Below are 15345 nucleotides of genomic sequence, written 5' to 3' on the forward strand. Positions count from 1 at the left end.
GACATTGCCTGCCTCACCACCAGTGAGCCCTTCCAGGCCTTTCTCGGCATCTCTTGCTGAGTGAGGGTGCTAAAGAGCAAGTTGGCAGCGGGAGGTCTGTTGAGGCCGTGGGCTCCCATAGTTAGGTAGGCCTTCGAGGCCAACAAGAAACGCCGAAGCGGCAGCGGAGGAACACCGAAGCGAGGCCCGTCGATGGCGGAGCTTTGGCGGTATTGGATTGCCGGGCCGAGGCCCGGTCTACGGCGGGACAAGTCCCGCCCTACGGGGGCGTCCGGACTGGTGAGGGGGTGGGGCCGCAGACTTTTGCGGTGCAAAAGTCTGTGGCCCCACTGGCCGAAACTTCCTGCTGTGCGTCTAAGGCTCGAAGCGCCTAGCCATCCATCTTCAGCGCTGAAATGAACGCCGACTGCGGAATTTCGACCTTCCCAAACTGCCTCATCTTCTTCTTACCGGCCTTCTGCTTATCCAGCAGCTTCCGCTTCCGTGTGGCGTCGCCGCCGTAACATTTTGCGGTCACGTCTTTGCGCATGGCCGATAGGGTCTCGCGGGCAATCACACGCCCGCCAATCGCCGCCTGGATCGGGATCTTGAACATGTGGCGGGGGATGAGCTCTTTGAGTTTCTCGCACATGGCGCGGCCGCGGCCCTCGGCGCGGTCTCGGTGGACCATCATCGACAGGGCGTCGACGGGCTCTTCATTCACCAGCACCTGCATTTTGACGAGCGCATCCTCGCGGTAGCCGATCATCTGGTAGTCGAAGGACGCGTAGCCCTTGGTGACGGATTTCAGGCGGTCGTAGAAGTCGAAGACGACCTCGTTGAGGGGCAGGTCGTAGACGACCATGGCGCGGGAGCCAGCGTAGGTGAGGTCGAGTTGGATGCCGCGGCGGTCCTGGCAGAGTTTGAGGACGTCGCCGAGGTATTCGTCAGGCACGAGGATGGTGGCCTTGATGCGCGGCTCTTCGATGTGGTCGACGAGGGTCATGTCGGGCATGTCGGCGGGGTTGTGGAGTTCCATCATCGAGCCGTCGCGCATGTGGACGTGGTAGATGACGGAGGGCGCGGTGGTGATGAGGTCGATGTCGTATTCGCGTTCGAGCCGGTCGCGGATCACTTCGAGGTGCAGGAGGCCGAGGAAGCCGCAGCGGAAGCCGAAGCCGAGGGCGGCGGACGTCTCCATCTCGGACGTGAAGGAGGCGTCGTTGAGGGCGAGTTTCTCGATGGCGTCGCGCATGTCCTCGAAGTCGTTCGCGTCAACGGGGAAGAGGCCGCAGAAGACCACGGGTTGGGAGGGTTTGAAGCCCGGAAGCGCCTCGGTCGTGCCGCCCTTCTCATGGGTGATCGTGTCGCCGACGCGAGTGTCGCGGACCTGTTTGATGGAAGCGGTGAGGAAGCCCATCTCGCCGGGGCCGAGGACGTCGATATCCTGCATCTTGGGGCGGAAGACGCCGAGCTTGTCGATGCCGTATTTGCCGCCCGTGGCCATCATCTGGATCTTGTCACCCTTGCGGATCTTGCCGTCGATCACGCGGATCAGGACGACGACGCCGAGATAGGGGTCGTAGTAGCTGTCGACAAGCATGGCCTTGAGGGGCGCATCGGGGTCGCCCTTGGGGGCGGGGAGGCGGGTGACGATGGCCTCCAGCACGTCCGGAATGCCCACGCCGGTCTTGGCGGAGATTTCGACGGCGTCATGGGCCTCGATCCCGATGACATCTTCGATCTGTTCGCGGACGCGGTCGGGTTCCGCGGCAGGGAGGTCGACCTTGTTGAGGACCGGCACGATTTCGTGGTCGGCATCGATGGCCTGGTAGACATTGGCGAGCGTCTGCGCCTCGACGCCCTGGGAGGCGTCGACGACCAGCAGCGAGCCTTCGACGGCCTGCATGGAGCGGGAGACCTCATAGGCGAAGTCGACGTGGCCGGGGGTGTCGATGAGGTTGAGGATGTAGGTGTGGCCGTCCTTGGCGGGGTATTCAATGCGGACGGTGTTGGCCTTGATGGTGATCCCACGCTCGCGCTCGATATCCATCGAGTCGAGGAGTTGTTCCTGCATGTCGCGTTCGGCCACGGTGCCGGTCAGCTGGATCAGCCGGTCAGCGAGCGTGGATTTCCCGTGGTCGATATGGGCGACGATGGAGAAATTGCGGATGCGGTTGAGGTCGGTCATGTGCGTGTGCGTCCTATGCGTTGCAGGAGGATGTAGCTTACGGACGCGATTTGGGAAAGGGGGCGGTGATGGTTGTGGTTGTGCATAATTTTGTGTATGTAGATGTGCAATCGAAAGGGTGCGCTATGACACGTTTGCTGACCAACGAGATCGCCTCGATTACCGAATTGCGCGAGCCGCAGAAGGTTCTGGCGCGGGCGAACGGCAAGCCGGTGGCGATTTTGAAGAACTCGAAACCGGTGGCGTATCTGGTGCCGGCAGAGGCCGTGCAGGACCCGGGCGAGAACCGGATCGCGACGATAGACGAGGTGATGGCCGCTTTGGAGGCCACGCGCGCCGAGGCGCAGCCGGTGCTTGATTACCTGAAAGACAAATGAGCTGGACGCTTTTCACGGTCGAACAGGTCGTGGCCGTGCATGATGCGGTTCTGAACCCCGGCGAATTGCAGGGCTTGGCCTTGGACAAGTCGCTGGAGGGTGCGCTGGCGCGGGTGGATCACCGGTTGGCCTATGGGATGATCGGGGATGTGTTCGATCTGGCCGGAGCCTATGGCGAAGCGCTTTCGCAGGGGCATTGCTTCAACGATGCGAACAAGCGGACGGCGTTCCGGGTCATGCATCTGTGCTGTCATTTGCACGGGGTGAGGATCCCGTTGGACGAAGAGGTGATTGGTCCGAAGGTGATCGCGCTGGCGCAAGGGGCGATGAGCGCGGAGGAGATGGCGGGGTGGTTGCGGGAGGTGGCGGTGTAGGTGGCTAATTTCGCAACAAGATGTCGCGAAGCTGTATCTTCTCCCGCGCGATTTTTATTTCGGGCGGTAGCCCATCGTGCCGGACGATAAAGCTATCGACGACGTCAACCACTTGCGAAAATCGCGCTTCTGCGAGTGGCTCTGGAAAGCTGCAACCAATTCTGGCAAGTCCATCGAAGCGCTTTTTCATGAAGCGTTGATGTCCAAAGTCCCTGTCCCAACTGATAAGAATGCGGCTATCTTCCATTGCGACTTTTGCGACTACCGGGTCTTTGGCTTCTTCGCCAACGACGTCCCGTGATCGTAGCACGTCTTGACCCGCGCCCTCCAGAAACTTGCACAATGGTTCGGGCACGTTTTGATCGACAAGAAATCTCCAAGCTGAGGAAAACACTAAGCGGCACTACCCTTCGTCTTGGCTCTAATTGCGTCAATGTCTGCTTGGACGAGGTCAGGGTAGTCTTCGAGAATTCGACTGTCGGAGAGACCAAGTTCAAAGTAGGAAAGGACACTTCGCACAGGGATACGTGTGCCAGCTACCACTTCCTCGCCGTTCATAACATGCCGCTGTGCGTGGGTTTTGCCTTCCAAATTCTTCGGGCGGCTAAAGAGCGCTTGCACATCGGCCTCAACGTCCGCTGTCGCGACTTTGAGAGGTATGCGGAATACCCGCTGCCCTCCGACTACCTCCTGAAGTCTGCCGCTTTTTGGCTCTTCGAAAACAACGCGCTTATTCAGGACATAAAGCGTTGTTTTGCTCCAAGCATCTTCGCCAAGCCCGCGAAGCTCGAAGGCGACTTGCTTTAAATGCTGCGTAGACACTCCATGATCGTTTTTCAGGCCTGCAATTACTCGCAGGGAAACGATGTCACGGAAGGAATAAATACGGCTAAAAGGTAGTCGACGATTCTCGTCTGCAAAACTTGGTGAGATTAAGCCAGAGCGATCCCAAGCACGCAACTGTCCAACACTAAGGCCAGTTAGTCGCGACGCCATTTCGTCTGTAAACGCTCCGACAACGGACATTCGGGATCCTCTCGTTTCAGACATGTCATGCTTTTCCGGGAGGGATCAAGCGCGCTGAGCCAAAAAATGGCACACTCCTAGGTATCCAAGCGGGTAACAGCGGTGGAGCCGCCCCGCCATCGACGGGCCTGTCCGGGGCCCGGCGATTTGGTGAGGCTGGGTGCCCCGCTCACTAGGTGGGATGTTTGGGCCACCATAAATTGCGACGGGGGTTCTGTTGGATCGCCGAACCCAGGCCCGTCGATGGCGGGGCTTTGTGCTTTTGGGAAATTGTCTGCGCGCGGCGCGAACCCCGTGCTACGCTCCCCCTACACCCAAGGAGCGTGCCCCATGCCCAACGCCATCCCTCTGCGCATCGACGACATCTACGTGCCTGCTAAGCGGAAGAAGACGTTGGAGGCGGAGAAGGTCGACGCTCTGGCCAATGACATCCTTGAGAACGGGCAGACCACGCCGATCCGCGTACGGGAGGGGAAGGGGCGGTATGTGCTGTTAGAGGGGTATCACCGGCTGGAAGCTATGCGCGCGCTGGGTGAGGAGCGGGTGACGGTGTTCGTGACGCAGGCTCGGTTGCACTGACTACGCGTAGACCAACTGCGTGACGTGGTAGAAGATCGGGGCGGCGAAGATGACGCTGTCGAGTTGGTCGAGCAGGCCTCCCTGACCCGGGATCAGGTGGGACCAGTCTTTCACGCCTTTGTCGCGTTTGATCGCGGCGAAGACGAGGCTGCCGAACATGCCGGTGATGCTGGCCAGCGCTGCCATGGCGGCGGCGCCGACGAGGCCGAAGGGGGTGACCCAGCTGAGCACGGCGCCAATGAGGGCGGCGGCGACGACGCCTGCGATCATGCCTTCAACGGTTTTGGGGGAGATATTGGGGGCGATGCGGGTGCGGCCGAAGCGGCGGCCAGCGTAGTATTCGAAGACGTCGCCCAGTTGCACGACCATGGCGAAGAAGACGATCAGCAGGATCGAGCGGTCGGAGCCGTCGGGCATGTCGTAGGTCAGGAGCGCGGGGACGTGGGAAATGCAGAAGACGCAGATCATCAGGCCCCATTGCGTCTCGGCCACGCGGCCGACGAAGCCGGTCGGGTCGCCTCGGAGGGCGGAGACGATGGGGAGCAGCAGGAAGGCGTAGACGGGGATGAAGACGGTGAAGAGTGCTGTCCAGTCGAGGGCGACGAAGAGGTATTGGAGCGGCAGGATCACGAAGCAGGCAAGGGCGAGCGACAGGTGATCGGCGCGGCGTTTGCGGGCGAAGGTTAGGAATTCGCGGAGCGCGGCGAAGGAGGCGAAGGCGAACAGCAGGATGATGCCAATGCGGCCCAGAAGGACGGCGAGGGTCAGCAGGATGGCGAGGCCCCACCAGGTGTGCACGCGCATGTTGAAGGCTTCAACCACCGGGTCGGATTGGCCGGGGGGCAGTCGCAGGCGAAGGCTCTCGCCGATGATGGTGAAGGCAATGAGGATGCCCACGACGGCGAGGCCAAGGATGGCGACGTCGGTTGTGGTTTCGGGCGTCATTGCGGAGCCTCCGGGCGGAGATCCACCAGCGCATCGGCGGCGCGTTTGAGGAAATCGTCTTTGCTTTCGTCTTCTTCTACATGAATGGGCGCGCCGAAGGTGACGGTGCAGATCAGCGGTAGAGGGATAATCTCACCCTTGGGCATTATCTCGTTTAGATTGGCGACCCAGGTGGGGACGAGATCCACGTGGGGTCGGGCTTTTCCCATGTTGTAGAGGCCGGATTTGAACGGCAGGAGGGGATCGTCGGTCATGTTGCGATTGCCCTCGGGGAAAATGATCAGCGAGGAGCCTTCGTCGAGCGCTTCGATGATCTTGTCGAGGGGTTTGTCATCGACCTCGGGCCGGCGGTCGATGAGGACGCAGTTGAAGACCTCAGGGCCCACGAACGCGCGGATCTTGTTTTTCAGCCAATAGTCGGCGGCGGCGACGGGGCGGGTCTGGCGGCGCATGTGGCCGGGCAGGACCGTCCAGATCATCGGCATGTCGCCGTTGGAGACATGGTTGGCGAAGTAGACGCGCTGCTTGGCCACGGGCTCGATCCCCCGCCAATCGGCGCGCACGGCGGTGATGAAGCGAGCGACAAAGGCCAGGCCATGGCCCACGGCGCGGGCCGCGATGCGGCGAGGAAGTGACGCAAGGTCAGTCATTTAGCTGTTGTGGCAGAGGTTTCGTTTGAAAGGAAGGGCGATCAGGCGCGGGGTGCGGGCAGGGCAGGCGCGGTGAGCGCGCCGTAGCTGGCCCCGCCGAGGGCGCCGCAGAGGCTTGCAAGGGCGAGGCCCGCCCAGAGCGGCCATGCGGCCGCCCCCTCGACGGGTAAGAGGCATTGCCGCGTGATGATTTGCGCGCCGGCGGCGACGGAGATCAGGAGGAGGCTCCACCCCGCAACGCTAAGCGGGATCCATCGGCGTGGGTCCGTGCGAGGGTGTGACAGCACCCATTGCGCGGTGCCGCAGGCCAGCCCGAAGAAGAGGGCGCTGGGCAGGATGTGGAAAAGAGTGCGCGGCTCGGAAGAGGGGCTGTATGAGGGGAGGAGTTCGGGCAGCACAAAACCAAGCGCGATGCCGAGGGCCGTGGCCAGACCCCATCGGCGGCCCGACACTCCCAGCCTGGTCACAAGGCGGGCCTGTGTGAACGCCACGAGGGCAGCCATGACGATCAGGTAAAGCACCATCGCCTCCACCGGCGTCGCCCATCCGTAGAAGATAGCGATGCTGGCCAATCCAAAGATCAGTCCGATAACGGCGTGGCTGACGGCGGAGGTCACAATCCAGGGGCGCATGATGGCAACGCTATCAGCCGCATTTCAAAGCGCAAATCCGTGATTTGATCGGACCGGGCATTTCTGGCATAGACAGGCACAGAGCAGTGACGGGCAAAAAGACCCGCAAATTTCGTTAACGAGGCACAAATGACAATTTCAACGAAGTGGGCCAAACCGCTGGCCCTGGCCGTATTTATGGCCATCCCCACAGCCCTTTCGGCAAATCCAATTGAGCGCGCCTGCAATGCGTCGGACCGTGATGCGTCGCGGTCCTTGTGTTCGTGCATTGGGGACGTGGCCGGTGATCTGTTGACCCGTGCGCAGATGCGTGAGGGCGCGCGATGGTTCGATGATCCGCAGCGCGCACAGGACACCCGCCAATCGGATCGCGCCCGCGATGAGGAGATGTGGCAGGCTTGGCGAACCTTCTCGACCGCAGCCCAACAGCGCTGCGGCTAAGCGAATGCGGAAGACGCGCGTTCTCCGATCTACCTAGCTGAGACGTTGTGCCCAGGCTTGCGAGGCTTCCTCGATCAGATCGAGCGCACCGTCGAAATCACCGGTGAAATAGGGGTCGGGCACGGCCCCGCCGCCGACTGGCTCGCGGAAGAGCGTGATATTGTCTGCCTCCGGGGCCAGTTCGCGCAGGTCGGACAGGTTTTCGGCATCCATCGCAAGCACCAGATCGAATGCCTCAAAATCACGGGCGGTCACTTGCCGCGCGCGAAGCGTCGTGAGGTCATATCCGCGCGCCTCGGCCGCCTCAATCGCGGGCGGGTAGGGTGGCTTTCCGATATGCCAGTTCCCCGTGCCGGCGCTGTCGATCTGCACATCGGGCAAATGCGCGCGCAAGACCGCTTCGGCGGTCGGCGACCGGCAGATGTTGCCCAGACAGACGACAAGGATAGATTGAACCAAGGGGCTTCTCCCACACGGAGGTCGGAATGCGGTTTCTTCTTTGCGGGCTTTTCGCCCTGATGCCAAGCCTTGCCACGGCACAGACGGAGCAGCTTCTGGCGCCAATCCCACCGGGCTATACGCTGGTCTTTTCCACCCAATCGGAGGACGGCTCTGCGACGATGCAGGAATGGGTGCCCGATGGTGAGAGCACCGGAAACTGGTCGCAAATGCTGACGGTCCAGATCTTTCACGGCCTGACGGATGTGCCGCCGGGTGTCTTCCATGGCCGTTTGCGCACCCTGTTTCAGGAGCAATGCGCAAGCGGAGAGCATTTGCCGATCACAGACGGGGTAGAGCTTGGCACGCCGTTCGACCTGATGCTGGCGACCTGCCCCGATGCGCCCAATGCAAACGGGCGGGAGACGTTTGTTTCCAAAGCGATGGCCGGACAGGACGCGCTTTATCTGGTGCAAGGCGCGTGGCGGGGGGAGTTGTCAGAGGCGCTGATGACGGAATGGACGCAATACTTGGCCACGGTCACGGTCTGTGACTCGCGCCGGGTCGAGGCGCCATGCCCGCAATAGACCGGATCGTTGTGCTGACGGGCGCAGGTGTGTCGGCGGAGTCGGGCCTTGGCACGTTCCGTGACAAGGACGGGCTTTGGACGAAATACGATCTGGCGGAGGTCGCTACGCCGGAAGGCTTCGCGGCGGACCCGGCAAAGGTGCACGCCTTCTACAATGCACGCCGCAAGAATGCGTTGGAGGCGGAGGTGAACGCGGCACACGAAGCGCTGGCGCGGCTGGAGGCGGCTGGGGCGCTGATCGTCACGCAGAATGTCGACAACCTGCATGAGCGCGCGGGCGCCAAGGGCGTGATCCACATGCATGGCGAATTGATGCGGGTATTATGCGCGGCTTGTGGTGCGACGTGGGATGCGCCGCGCGAGATGGCCGTGGGTGAAGCCTGCCCGAACTGCGACGGAGGGCCGACCCGCCCCGACATCGTCTGGTTCGGGGAAATTCCCTATCACATGGAGCGGATCGTGGACGCGCTGGAGGCGTGCGAATTGTTCGTGGCCATTGGCACCTCGGGCGAAGTCTATCCGGCAGCCGGTTTCGTGGAAGAGGCGCGGCGCGCAGGGGCCCAGACACTTGAGATCAACCTGGAGGCCACGGGCGGGCGGTTCGACCGGCGCATCCTCGGCCCGGCCTCAGCGGTGGTGCCGCAATGGGTGGATGAGGTGTTGGGCGCTTAGGCCAGTTTGTCGGCATAGCCCATGTAGATCACGGTTTTCAGGGGCAGCGGCCCGAAAGTGAAATCGCCACGACGGTTGATGCCGTGCGGGCCAAGGCCGGTTTGCGGGCCGGGCGTGAGGCCCGCTTTTCGCAGGCCATCGGTCAGTTCGGCGGGGGTGATGAACATCGCCGGGTCGTGTGTGCCCTTGGGCAGAAGGCGCAGGATATCCTCAGCCACGGTGATCGTGGCAAGCCGCGCAACAGGGTTGCGGTTGATCGTGTCGTAGAGGAACCGACCACCGGGTTTGAGGACGCGGGCGATCTCGGACAGGACCTTTTCCAGATCCTGCACATGTTCCAACACATCGACGCAGACGACGGAGTCAAAGCTGGCTTTGGGATAGGGCAGGTTCTCCCCCACGCCGACGGCATAACGGATGTCCTTGCCAGTTTGGGCGGCGTGCTGGCGCGCGGCCTCAATGGCTTGGGCGGCGGGGTCGATGCCGGTGACCCGTGCGCCTTTGTCGTGCAGCGCCTCGGCCATGAAGCCGCCCGCGCAGCCCAGATCGAGCACGGTTTTGCCCTGCCAATCGATGTGGCGATCGAACCATTTCAGTCGACCGGGGACAAGGTTTTTGAGGGTGCGCACCCAGCGGATGTCATCGGACCACCATTGGGCGGCCACGTCATCGTAGATGTCGAGGTTATTGCGCTGTGTTTGAGGCATTGTCGTTCAGCTTTCGCGTGAGGCCGGGAAGCGCGTAGGGCACGTGGCGCTTGTAGGTTTCGAATTCGGCTCCGTAGCGGGCCTTGAAGCGGCTTTCCTTCAGGATCGGGGCCAGCAGGCAGTAGGCGGTGAGGGTCACGGCGAGCGCCAGTTGATCGGGCGTCCAGACCGGCACGGTCCAGAGGGTCAGGGCGAAGGCCACGTAGATCGGTTGCCGGATCACGCGGAAGAGGCCGGTGGTGGGCATCGGCGGGAAGATGGGTTTGCGGTTGGCGGCCAGCGACATCCAGCCAAGCGCGCCCGATTGCACCTCGGCCCCTGCATCAAAACTGGCCTTCATCAGCAGGGCCCATGAGGCGGCGTAGGCGGTACAGATCGCCGCGAAGGCCAGGCCTTCGGCCCGCCACCAGATGATGCCTGAAGGGGTCCAGAGGGCGAAGAGGGCGAGCAGCTGGATCGAGGCGATGATCGCGTAGGTGGTGGTGGACAACGTGCCCGCGTGGCGTGCGGGGGCGAGTTTGCCGAGGATCCTGCCGCCGCGCTTCGACAGCAAAAGCGAGTGCATGAGCGGGAATTGCAGGATCAGGGCTGCGTTCGCGAGGATGTGCCAAGGGGCGGAGACCTGGCCAAGGCTTTCGGACATGCCGAAGAACATCGCAGTGATCATCGCCAGCACGGCTGCGGTGAAAATCGCGTGGCAGGCAATGCCATAGGCGTAGGCGAGCGCGATGCGGCCCGCGCCTGCGGGCGGTCGCAGCGCGCCGGTGATCAGGGTGATCAGACGTTGGATATGTGAGGGCGCCTTGGCTGTCATGCAGGGCGACATAGCGCGCTCATGCAGTCGCCAAGGGAGGTGGGCGAGAGGTCGCAGGGGGCTGCCCTGCGACCCATATAATCAGTCGTGATCGTGCCCGGAATGGTCATCGCCATGCCCGGAATGATCGCCATGGCCGCCATGCGCCCCTGCCTCAGGCTGGCGTTCGTTGTCGATGGTGATCGTTTGCGTCACCGGGTCGGCGTGTTCGAAGGTGAATGTGATCTCGATCTCTTCGCCCTGGACCAAGGGTTCGGTCAGGCCAAGCAACATGACGTGCATCCCGCCACGCTCGAGCGCGATGGTTTCACCGGCGGCCATGGCGAAGCCTTCCTCCACTTCGACCATGCGCATGACGCCAGCATCATCCTGGATGTGGGTGTGAAGCTCCAACCGCTCTGCGGCCTCGGAGGTCACGCCGATCAAGCGGTCATCCATGTCGGAATGGTTGAAGATCGTCATGAACGCTGCGCCGGATTGGGCCACGGGGCTGGAGGCGCGGGCATAGGCATCTTCGATAACCATGTGGGCGGAGGCAAAGGCGGGGAGCACGGCGATGGCCGCGCCAAGAAGCGTTGTTTTGAAAGTCATGTCTCGTCTCTTTGATTTCGGTTGGAGTGGATTGGCTCAGACCGCGTGCGGGGGCGCGCGGGCGTGGCTGTCCAACCGAAGAGACAGGATAGGGGGCGGGGACGGTGCGGGCAGAGAGGCTGCCTGAAGGATCGACAGTGCCGGGTCGGTCGCGGGCGATTGTGGCCCGAGGCTCATGGCGAGGTGGCAGATCTCACACTCAACCGGCGTAATGGCGGTACCGTCAGCGTCGAGGATCGGCAGACCTGCACTATCCAGCAGGATCTGCGGCGCGCCCGTGCCGCAATAGCCGCCAGCGGCTGCCATGCGCGTTTCGGCCACAACAGCGGCGAGGCTGGTGAGCACGAGGCACAGCGCGAGAAGCGTGGAGGTGGCGAGGCGATGCAGCATTAATGTAAGAGATACATGAGCCCGTTGCAGGCGTCATGCGGCAAATTGAGCGATGGTTTCACGTTGTGGCGATCTCTGGTTTTTCAAACCCGATGGCCAGTCGGTTCCACGCATTCATCTGGGCAATGATGAGCGTGAGGTCCACGACCTCTTTTTCCGAGAAATGCGCAAGGAGGGCGTCATAAAGCACATCCGGCGCGCCGTCGGTCTCAACCCTTGTCAGGCTTTCGGCCCAAGCGAGTGCCGCCTGTTCGCGCGCCGAGAAGAGTGTGTTCCCCCGCCATTCCGGCAGAGCACCGAGGCGCGCGGGCGCCTCACCTGAGGCTTTGGCTTCCTTAGTGTGAAGGTCGATGCAGTAGGTGCAGCCGTTGATCTGCGAGACGCGTAGCTCCAGCAAGGCGCGAAATCCAACGTCAATCGAGGGCATGTGCCGTTTGGCGGCGAGCATGGATTGGATGGCGGGGCCGTTGATGGCCACATAGTCGAGGCGATGGGTCATGCGCGAAGTGTGGCAGGTGCCGTCCACGCAGAAAAGAAAAAGTCCCGCGCGGTCGGAGGACCGGCGGGACTTTGAACACGAAATGCGTTGGGCTTAGGCCTGAGCGGCTTGGGCCTTCGCGATCTCTTTCTTGATCTTGAGCGCCTTGGGCGACAGCTCGGCGTCTTTGGCCTTCGCCATGAACGCGTCGAGGCCACCACGATGATCGACCGTGCGCAGCGCGGCATTGGAGATGCGCAGCTTGAAGCGACGGTCCAGAATGTCGGAGCCGAGGGTCACTTCGGTCAGGTTCGGCAGGAAGCGACGCTTGGTCTTGTTGTTGGCGTGGCTTACGTTGTTGCCCGTCATCGGGCCTTTGCCGGTCAGTTCGCAAACGCGCGACATGGGTTCATCCTCTCGTTCATCAACGGCGCTGGCGGCGAGGGCCTGCCGGGGCCGAAACCAAAAGGGCGCGGAGAAGGCTCCACGCCCGGAAATCTGTGCGGTGCATTACGAAGGCGGGGGGGAGGTGTCAACCCGGGAATCGGGCCGCGGAGGGGGATTCACGGCGGCGATTTTGGCGCGTAGGCTGCACTGTAATGAAAGAGAGCGATCTATATCCGCCCGTGAAGGCCTTTCTGGAGGCGCAGGGCTATGAGGTGAAGGGCGAGATTGGCCCGGCGGACGTGATGGGCGTCCGCGGGGAAGACATCGTCGTTGTGGAGCTTAAGACGCGGTTTTCATTGGCTTTGTTCCATCAGGGGATTGCCCGGCTGGCCGTTTGCGACTGCGTTTATGTTTGCGTGGCGTGCGGCAAGGGGCGGCCCTGGATGAAGGCGGTGAAAGAGAACAAGCGGCTGGCGCGACGGCTGGGGTTGGGACTGTTGTCTGTGCGGATGGAGACGGGTGTGGTGGAGGTGCATTGCGACCCGGGGCCTTACGCACCGCGCAAGGTCGCGCGCAAGAAACGCGCGATGCTGAGTGAGTTCGAGCGGCGGGAGGGGGACCCGAATCTGGGTGGTCTGGCGGGCGCACGGGTGACGGCTTATCGGCAGGAGGCGACCCTGTGTGCTGAGTTTCTGGCAATGGCGGGGGAGGCGCGCGGAATGGAGGTTGCGAAATCGACCGGTGTGGCGCGGGCCACGACGATCATGCGGGACAATCATTATGGCTGGTTCGAGAAGGTCGAGACGGGTGTGTATCGGTTGAGTGACGCGGGCCGCGACGTCGCGCAGGTTGGTTGAGGGAAGCGGGACGAGATGCAGACGGAATTTGAGATCACGACTCGCGGTGCGGGCCTCTATGAATTCACTCGCGAAGTGGCGCGATGGCTGGCTGGGTCGAGTGACGGGGTTTTGACGCTGATGGTGCGGCACACCTCAGCCTCATTGGTCATACAGGAAAACGCAGACCCGGATGTGCAGGTGGATTTAAGGCGGTTCTTCGAGCGGTTCGTTCCGCGCGGCGATGACCCGAGTATGGCCTGGCTGACCCATGTGGCGGAGGGGCCGGATGATATGCCGGCGCATCTCAAGGCGTCGGTTCTGCCGGTGTCGCTGCAAATCCCTGTGGCCGATGGGCGGATGCGACTGGGTACTTGGCAGGGGATCTACCTGTTCGAGCATCGGGATGCCCCGCATTTGCGGCGGGTGGCGGCGGCTTTTCAGGCGTTTTGAGGCGCCGGGGCGTCTGTGCAACACCTAGATGCTGTGGGGCGCGATTGCCTCTACCCAAGCGACAGGGGCCTCCGTATAGTGCCTGTGGATAAGAGGGCATCAGCCCCAAGGTTCACGAGGCAGGCGCAAGGCACCCCCTTCGCGCGACAAGGACAGGAGGGCGCGGCCATGCGCTGCCCATTTTGCGGAAATGTAGACACTCAGGTGAAGGATTCACGGCCTGCGGAGGATCATGTCGCGATCCGGCGGCGGCGGTTTTGTCCGTCCTGCGCGGGGCGCTTCACGACCTATGAGCGCGTGCAACTGCGCGATCTGGTGGTGATCAAGACGAATGGCAAACGCGAGGATTTCGACCGCGACAAGCTGGAGCGTTCGATCCGCATCGCGTTGCAGAAGCGCCCGGTGGAGCCAGAGCGCGTGGATCAGATGATCTCGGGCATCGTGCGGCGGCTGGAAAGCATGGGTGAGACGGACATCAACTCCAAGATCATCGGTGAGATCGTGATGGAGCGTCTAGCGGCGATTGATACGGTCGCCTACGTGCGATTTGCCAGCGTTTACAAGAACTTCCAAGCGACGGGCGATTTCGAGGACTTCTTGTCCGAGCTGCGCCCGCCAACCTCGGTTTCCGATAACTGACATGGATGACACGCGCTGGATGCGTCTGGCGCTGTCATTGGGCGCACGGGGATTGGGCCGGGTTTGGCCCAATCCGGCAGTGGGCTGCGTTTTGGTGCGCGATGGCCGCGTCGTTGGGCGGGGTTGGACGGCGCCGGGCGGGCGACCCCATGCGGAAGTCGTGGCCTTGGCGCAGGCGGGTGACGCGGCGCAGGGGGCTACGGCGTATGTGACGTTGGAGCCGTGTAATCATCAGGGCACGACGGGCCCTTGTGCTGAGGCGTTGATTGCGTCGGGCGTCGCGCGGGTGGTGATTGCCGCGCGCGATCCCAACAGGATTGCGGCCGGCGGTGCGGCGCGGCTGCGGGCGGCTGGCGTTGAAGTGGTTGAGGGCGTGTTGGAGCGCGAGGCGGCCGACGCGCATCGTGGCTTCTTCAAGGTGCAGCGTGATCTGTTGCCGATGGTGACACTGAAACTTGCGACGTCGATTGACGGGCGGATTGCCACGGCCAGCGGCGAGAGCCAGTGGATCACCGGGCCGGAGGCGCGGCGGTGGGTACATGGAATGCGGATGCGGCATGACGCGGTGATGGTCGGTGCAGGCACAGCGCGTGCGGATGATCCGGGGCTGACGGTGCGCGGGCTGGGTGCGGTGCATCAGCCGGTGCGCGTGGTGCTGTCGCGGCGGCTGGACGTACCAGTGGACGGGCAGCTGGGCCGCACGGCGCGGGATGTTCCAGTGTGGATGGTCCATGGGCCTGATGCACCGGGTTCTGCGCAGGAAGCCTGGTCCAAGACGGGAGCGCGTTTGGTTAAAACGCAGACCGGCCCTGGTGGGCAGATTGATGTTCATGCCGCCATGATGGAACTGGCGAAGGCTGGTCTTACGCGGGTCTTTTGCGAAGGTGGGGGCACCCTTGCGGCTGCGCTGTTGAGCGTGGATGTCGTGGACGATCTGGCCCTGTTCGGGGGCGGGCTGGCGCTTGGTGCAGAGGGCGTGCCTGCCATTGGAGCGATGGGTATTGCGGCGCTGGGTGAGGCACCTCGGTTCACTTTGGAGAGTGTGTCGCCGGTGGGGCTGGACAGTTTGGTAATTTGGCGCCGCCCAGCAGCGGACGTTGACTAAGCGCACATATTCTGTGGATAAGGCTGTGTATGAAGTCAAAGTGTGTTGGCTA

General features: G+C 62.6%; 23 protein-coding genes. 10 read left to right on the forward strand and 13 right to left on the reverse strand.

From position 1 onward, the window contains the following. Positions 1 to 370 precede the first annotated feature (370 nt). Positions 371 to 2170 (reverse strand): translation elongation factor 4, encoded by a 1800-nt coding sequence (gene lepA, locus V8J81_RS01990; RefSeq protein ID WP_368474081.1) that lies wholly within the window; start codon positions 2168 to 2170, stop codon positions 371 to 373. A 125-nt stretch (positions 2171 to 2295) separates the two neighbouring features. Between lepA and V8J81_RS01995 the strand changes: the two genes are divergently transcribed. Together V8J81_RS01995 and V8J81_RS02000 are read left to right on the forward strand one after the other, a co-directional pair. Beyond that, positions 2296 to 2547: a hypothetical protein gene (locus V8J81_RS01995; RefSeq protein ID WP_368474082.1), complete on the forward strand. Its 252-nt coding sequence runs from the start codon at positions 2296 to 2298 to the stop codon at positions 2545 to 2547. Next, a complete protein-coding gene (locus V8J81_RS02000) occupies positions 2544 to 2921 on the forward strand; it encodes a type II toxin-antitoxin system death-on-curing family toxin (RefSeq protein WP_368474083.1) in 378 nt (125 codons plus the stop codon). Before V8J81_RS01995 ends, V8J81_RS02000 begins: the two co-directional genes overlap by 4 nt. Before the next feature lie 4 nt (positions 2922 to 2925). On the opposite strand, the gene V8J81_RS02005 is transcribed toward V8J81_RS02000, so the two are convergent. After that, positions 2926 to 3315 carry a DUF5615 family PIN-like protein gene (locus V8J81_RS02005; RefSeq protein WP_368474084.1) on the reverse strand — a complete coding sequence of 130 codons (390 nt, stop codon included), beginning with the start codon at positions 3313 to 3315 and terminating at the stop codon, positions 2926 to 2928. After that, positions 3315 to 3947 (reverse strand): DUF433 domain-containing protein, encoded by a 633-nt coding sequence (locus V8J81_RS02010; RefSeq protein WP_368474085.1) that lies wholly within the window; start codon positions 3945 to 3947, stop codon positions 3315 to 3317. The genes V8J81_RS02005 and V8J81_RS02010 overlap by 1 nt, the downstream gene beginning before the upstream one ends. 330 nt (positions 3948 to 4277) lie before the next feature. Between V8J81_RS02010 and V8J81_RS02015 the strand changes: the two genes are divergently transcribed. After that, positions 4278 to 4526, forward strand: coding sequence for a ParB/RepB/Spo0J family partition protein (locus V8J81_RS02015; protein WP_368474086.1), 249 nt, complete (start codon positions 4278 to 4280; stop codon positions 4524 to 4526). Here V8J81_RS02015 and V8J81_RS02020 read toward each other — a convergent pair whose 3' ends face one another. Genes V8J81_RS02020 through V8J81_RS02030 form a run of 3 tightly spaced genes read right to left on the reverse strand, consistent with a single transcriptional unit; the run spans position 4527 to position 6753 of the window. Then, positions 4527 to 5471: a phosphatidate cytidylyltransferase gene (locus V8J81_RS02020; protein ID WP_368474087.1), complete on the reverse strand. Its 945-nt coding sequence runs from the start codon at positions 5469 to 5471 to the stop codon at positions 4527 to 4529. After that, positions 5468 to 6121: a lysophospholipid acyltransferase family protein gene (locus tag V8J81_RS02025; protein ID WP_368474088.1), complete on the reverse strand. Its 654-nt coding sequence runs from the start codon at positions 6119 to 6121 to the stop codon at positions 5468 to 5470. The genes V8J81_RS02020 and V8J81_RS02025 overlap by 4 nt, the downstream gene beginning before the upstream one ends. A gap of 41 nt (positions 6122 to 6162) precedes the next feature. Further along, positions 6163 to 6753, reverse strand: a complete 591-nt coding sequence (locus V8J81_RS02030) for a hypothetical protein (protein ID WP_368474089.1) — start codon at positions 6751 to 6753, stop codon at positions 6163 to 6165. A 129-nt stretch (positions 6754 to 6882) separates the two neighbouring features. Between V8J81_RS02030 and V8J81_RS02035 the strand changes: the two genes are divergently transcribed. Continuing rightward, a complete protein-coding gene (locus V8J81_RS02035) occupies positions 6883 to 7194 on the forward strand; it encodes a hypothetical protein (RefSeq protein ID WP_368474090.1) in 312 nt (103 codons plus the stop codon). Positions 7195 to 7227: 33 nt separating this feature from the next. On the opposite strand, the gene V8J81_RS02040 is transcribed toward V8J81_RS02035, so the two are convergent. After that, positions 7228 to 7653, reverse strand: a complete 426-nt coding sequence (locus V8J81_RS02040; RefSeq protein WP_368474091.1) for a low molecular weight protein-tyrosine-phosphatase — start codon at positions 7651 to 7653, stop codon at positions 7228 to 7230. Between the two features lie 26 nt (positions 7654 to 7679). Here V8J81_RS02040 and V8J81_RS02045 point away from each other — a divergent pair, with 26 nt between their 5' ends. Both V8J81_RS02045 and V8J81_RS02050 read left to right on the forward strand, forming a co-directional pair. Beyond that, positions 7680 to 8219: a hypothetical protein gene (locus tag V8J81_RS02045; RefSeq protein WP_368474092.1), complete on the forward strand. Its 540-nt coding sequence runs from the start codon at positions 7680 to 7682 to the stop codon at positions 8217 to 8219. Further along, entirely contained in the window at positions 8216 to 8893 is a 678-nt protein-coding gene (locus V8J81_RS02050; protein WP_368477577.1) for an NAD-dependent deacylase, read from the forward strand. Before V8J81_RS02045 ends, V8J81_RS02050 begins: the two co-directional genes overlap by 4 nt. Here the strand turns inward: V8J81_RS02050 and ubiG are convergent. The 6 genes from ubiG to rpmB all read right to left on the reverse strand — a co-directional run bounded on the left by ubiG (position 8890) and on the right by rpmB (position 12278). After that, a complete protein-coding gene (gene ubiG / locus V8J81_RS02055; RefSeq protein WP_368474093.1) occupies positions 8890 to 9600 on the reverse strand; it encodes a bifunctional 2-polyprenyl-6-hydroxyphenol methylase/3-demethylubiquinol 3-O-methyltransferase UbiG in 711 nt (236 codons plus the stop codon). The genes V8J81_RS02050 and ubiG overlap by 4 nt on opposite strands. Then, positions 9578 to 10414: a methyltransferase family protein gene (locus V8J81_RS02060; RefSeq protein ID WP_368474094.1), complete on the reverse strand. Its 837-nt coding sequence runs from the start codon at positions 10412 to 10414 to the stop codon at positions 9578 to 9580. Before V8J81_RS02060 ends, ubiG begins: the two co-directional genes overlap by 23 nt. An 81-nt stretch (positions 10415 to 10495) precedes the next feature. After that, positions 10496 to 11005, reverse strand: coding sequence for a copper chaperone PCu(A)C (locus tag V8J81_RS02065; RefSeq protein WP_368474095.1), 510 nt, complete (start codon positions 11003 to 11005; stop codon positions 10496 to 10498). 36 nt (positions 11006 to 11041) lie between these two features. Continuing rightward, complete coding sequence (locus V8J81_RS02070; RefSeq protein WP_368474096.1) at positions 11042 to 11395, reverse strand: hypothetical protein; 354 nt, start codon at positions 11393 to 11395, stop codon at positions 11042 to 11044. Positions 11396 to 11453: 58 nt separating this feature from the next. Next, positions 11454 to 11894: a carboxymuconolactone decarboxylase family protein gene (locus tag V8J81_RS02075; protein WP_368474097.1), complete on the reverse strand. Its 441-nt coding sequence runs from the start codon at positions 11892 to 11894 to the stop codon at positions 11454 to 11456. A gap of 93 nt (positions 11895 to 11987) precedes the next feature. Next, the gene (rpmB, locus tag V8J81_RS02080) at positions 11988 to 12278 is read right to left on the reverse strand and encodes a 50S ribosomal protein L28 (protein WP_368474098.1); all 291 of its coding nucleotides are present in this window, start codon (positions 12276 to 12278) and stop codon (positions 11988 to 11990) included. Between the two features lie 194 nt (positions 12279 to 12472). Between rpmB and V8J81_RS02085 the strand changes: the two genes are divergently transcribed. From V8J81_RS02085 to ribD, 4 genes are all read left to right on the forward strand, one after another. Then, on the forward strand, positions 12473 to 13117 hold the full coding sequence (locus tag V8J81_RS02085) for a DUF2161 family putative PD-(D/E)XK-type phosphodiesterase (protein ID WP_368474099.1): 645 nt from the start codon (positions 12473 to 12475) through the stop codon (positions 13115 to 13117). A gap of 15 nt (positions 13118 to 13132) precedes the next feature. Then, positions 13133 to 13549 (forward strand): secondary thiamine-phosphate synthase enzyme YjbQ, encoded by a 417-nt coding sequence (locus tag V8J81_RS02090; protein WP_368474100.1) that lies wholly within the window; start codon positions 13133 to 13135, stop codon positions 13547 to 13549. Between the two features lie 168 nt (positions 13550 to 13717). Continuing rightward, positions 13718 to 14188 (forward strand): transcriptional regulator NrdR, encoded by a 471-nt coding sequence (nrdR, locus tag V8J81_RS02095; RefSeq protein ID WP_368474101.1) that lies wholly within the window; start codon positions 13718 to 13720, stop codon positions 14186 to 14188. A gap of 1 nt (position 14189) precedes the next feature. Beyond that, positions 14190 to 15293: a bifunctional diaminohydroxyphosphoribosylaminopyrimidine deaminase/5-amino-6-(5-phosphoribosylamino)uracil reductase RibD gene (gene ribD, locus V8J81_RS02100; RefSeq protein WP_368474102.1), complete on the forward strand. Its 1104-nt coding sequence runs from the start codon at positions 14190 to 14192 to the stop codon at positions 15291 to 15293. The last annotated feature ends 52 nt before the right edge of the window (positions 15294 to 15345 follow it).

This window comes from Gymnodinialimonas sp. 202GB13-11, from assembly GCF_040932485.1.
GTDB classification, from domain to species: domain Bacteria; phylum Pseudomonadota; class Alphaproteobacteria; order Rhodobacterales; family Rhodobacteraceae; genus Gymnodinialimonas; species Gymnodinialimonas hymeniacidonis.

Bases quoted from the DNA above. Each gene is read 5' to 3' on its own strand.
- lepA (WP_368474081.1), bottom strand. From the start codon at position 2,170: ATGACCGACCTCAACCGCATCCGCAATTTCTCCATCGTCGCCCATATC.
- V8J81_RS01995 (WP_368474082.1), top strand. From the start codon at position 2,296: ATGACACGTTTGCTGACCAACGAGATCGCCTCGATTACCGAATTGCGC.
- V8J81_RS02000 (WP_368474083.1), top strand. From the start codon at position 2,544: ATGAGCTGGACGCTTTTCACGGTCGAACAGGTCGTGGCCGTGCATGAT.
- V8J81_RS02010 (WP_368474085.1), bottom strand. From the start codon at position 3,947: ATGTCCGTTGTCGGAGCGTTTACAGACGAAATGGCGTCGCGACTAACT.
- V8J81_RS02015 (WP_368474086.1), top strand. From the start codon at position 4,278: ATGCCCAACGCCATCCCTCTGCGCATCGACGACATCTACGTGCCTGCT.
- V8J81_RS02020 (WP_368474087.1), bottom strand. From the start codon at position 5,471: ATGACGCCCGAAACCACAACCGACGTCGCCATCCTTGGCCTCGCCGTC.
- V8J81_RS02025 (WP_368474088.1), bottom strand. From the start codon at position 6,121: ATGACTGACCTTGCGTCACTTCCTCGCCGCATCGCGGCCCGCGCCGTG.
- V8J81_RS02030 (WP_368474089.1), bottom strand. From the start codon at position 6,753: ATGCGCCCCTGGATTGTGACCTCCGCCGTCAGCCACGCCGTTATCGGA.
- V8J81_RS02035 (WP_368474090.1), top strand. From the start codon at position 6,883: ATGACAATTTCAACGAAGTGGGCCAAACCGCTGGCCCTGGCCGTATTT.
- V8J81_RS02045 (WP_368474092.1), top strand. From the start codon at position 7,680: ATGCGGTTTCTTCTTTGCGGGCTTTTCGCCCTGATGCCAAGCCTTGCC.
- ubiG (WP_368474093.1), bottom strand. From the start codon at position 9,600: ATGCCTCAAACACAGCGCAATAACCTCGACATCTACGATGACGTGGCC.
- V8J81_RS02060 (WP_368474094.1), bottom strand. From the start codon at position 10,414: ATGACAGCCAAGGCGCCCTCACATATCCAACGTCTGATCACCCTGATC.
- V8J81_RS02065 (WP_368474095.1), bottom strand. From the start codon at position 11,005: ATGACTTTCAAAACAACGCTTCTTGGCGCGGCCATCGCCGTGCTCCCC.
- V8J81_RS02070 (WP_368474096.1), bottom strand. From the start codon at position 11,395: ATGCTGCATCGCCTCGCCACCTCCACGCTTCTCGCGCTGTGCCTCGTG.
- V8J81_RS02075 (WP_368474097.1), bottom strand. From the start codon at position 11,894: ATGACCCATCGCCTCGACTATGTGGCCATCAACGGCCCCGCCATCCAA.
- rpmB (WP_368474098.1), bottom strand. From the start codon at position 12,278: ATGTCGCGCGTTTGCGAACTGACCGGCAAAGGCCCGATGACGGGCAAC.
- V8J81_RS02085 (WP_368474099.1), top strand. From the start codon at position 12,473: ATGAAAGAGAGCGATCTATATCCGCCCGTGAAGGCCTTTCTGGAGGCG.
- V8J81_RS02090 (WP_368474100.1), top strand. From the start codon at position 13,133: ATGCAGACGGAATTTGAGATCACGACTCGCGGTGCGGGCCTCTATGAA.
- nrdR (WP_368474101.1), top strand. From the start codon at position 13,718: ATGCGCTGCCCATTTTGCGGAAATGTAGACACTCAGGTGAAGGATTCA.
- ribD (WP_368474102.1), top strand. From the start codon at position 14,190: ATGGATGACACGCGCTGGATGCGTCTGGCGCTGTCATTGGGCGCACGG.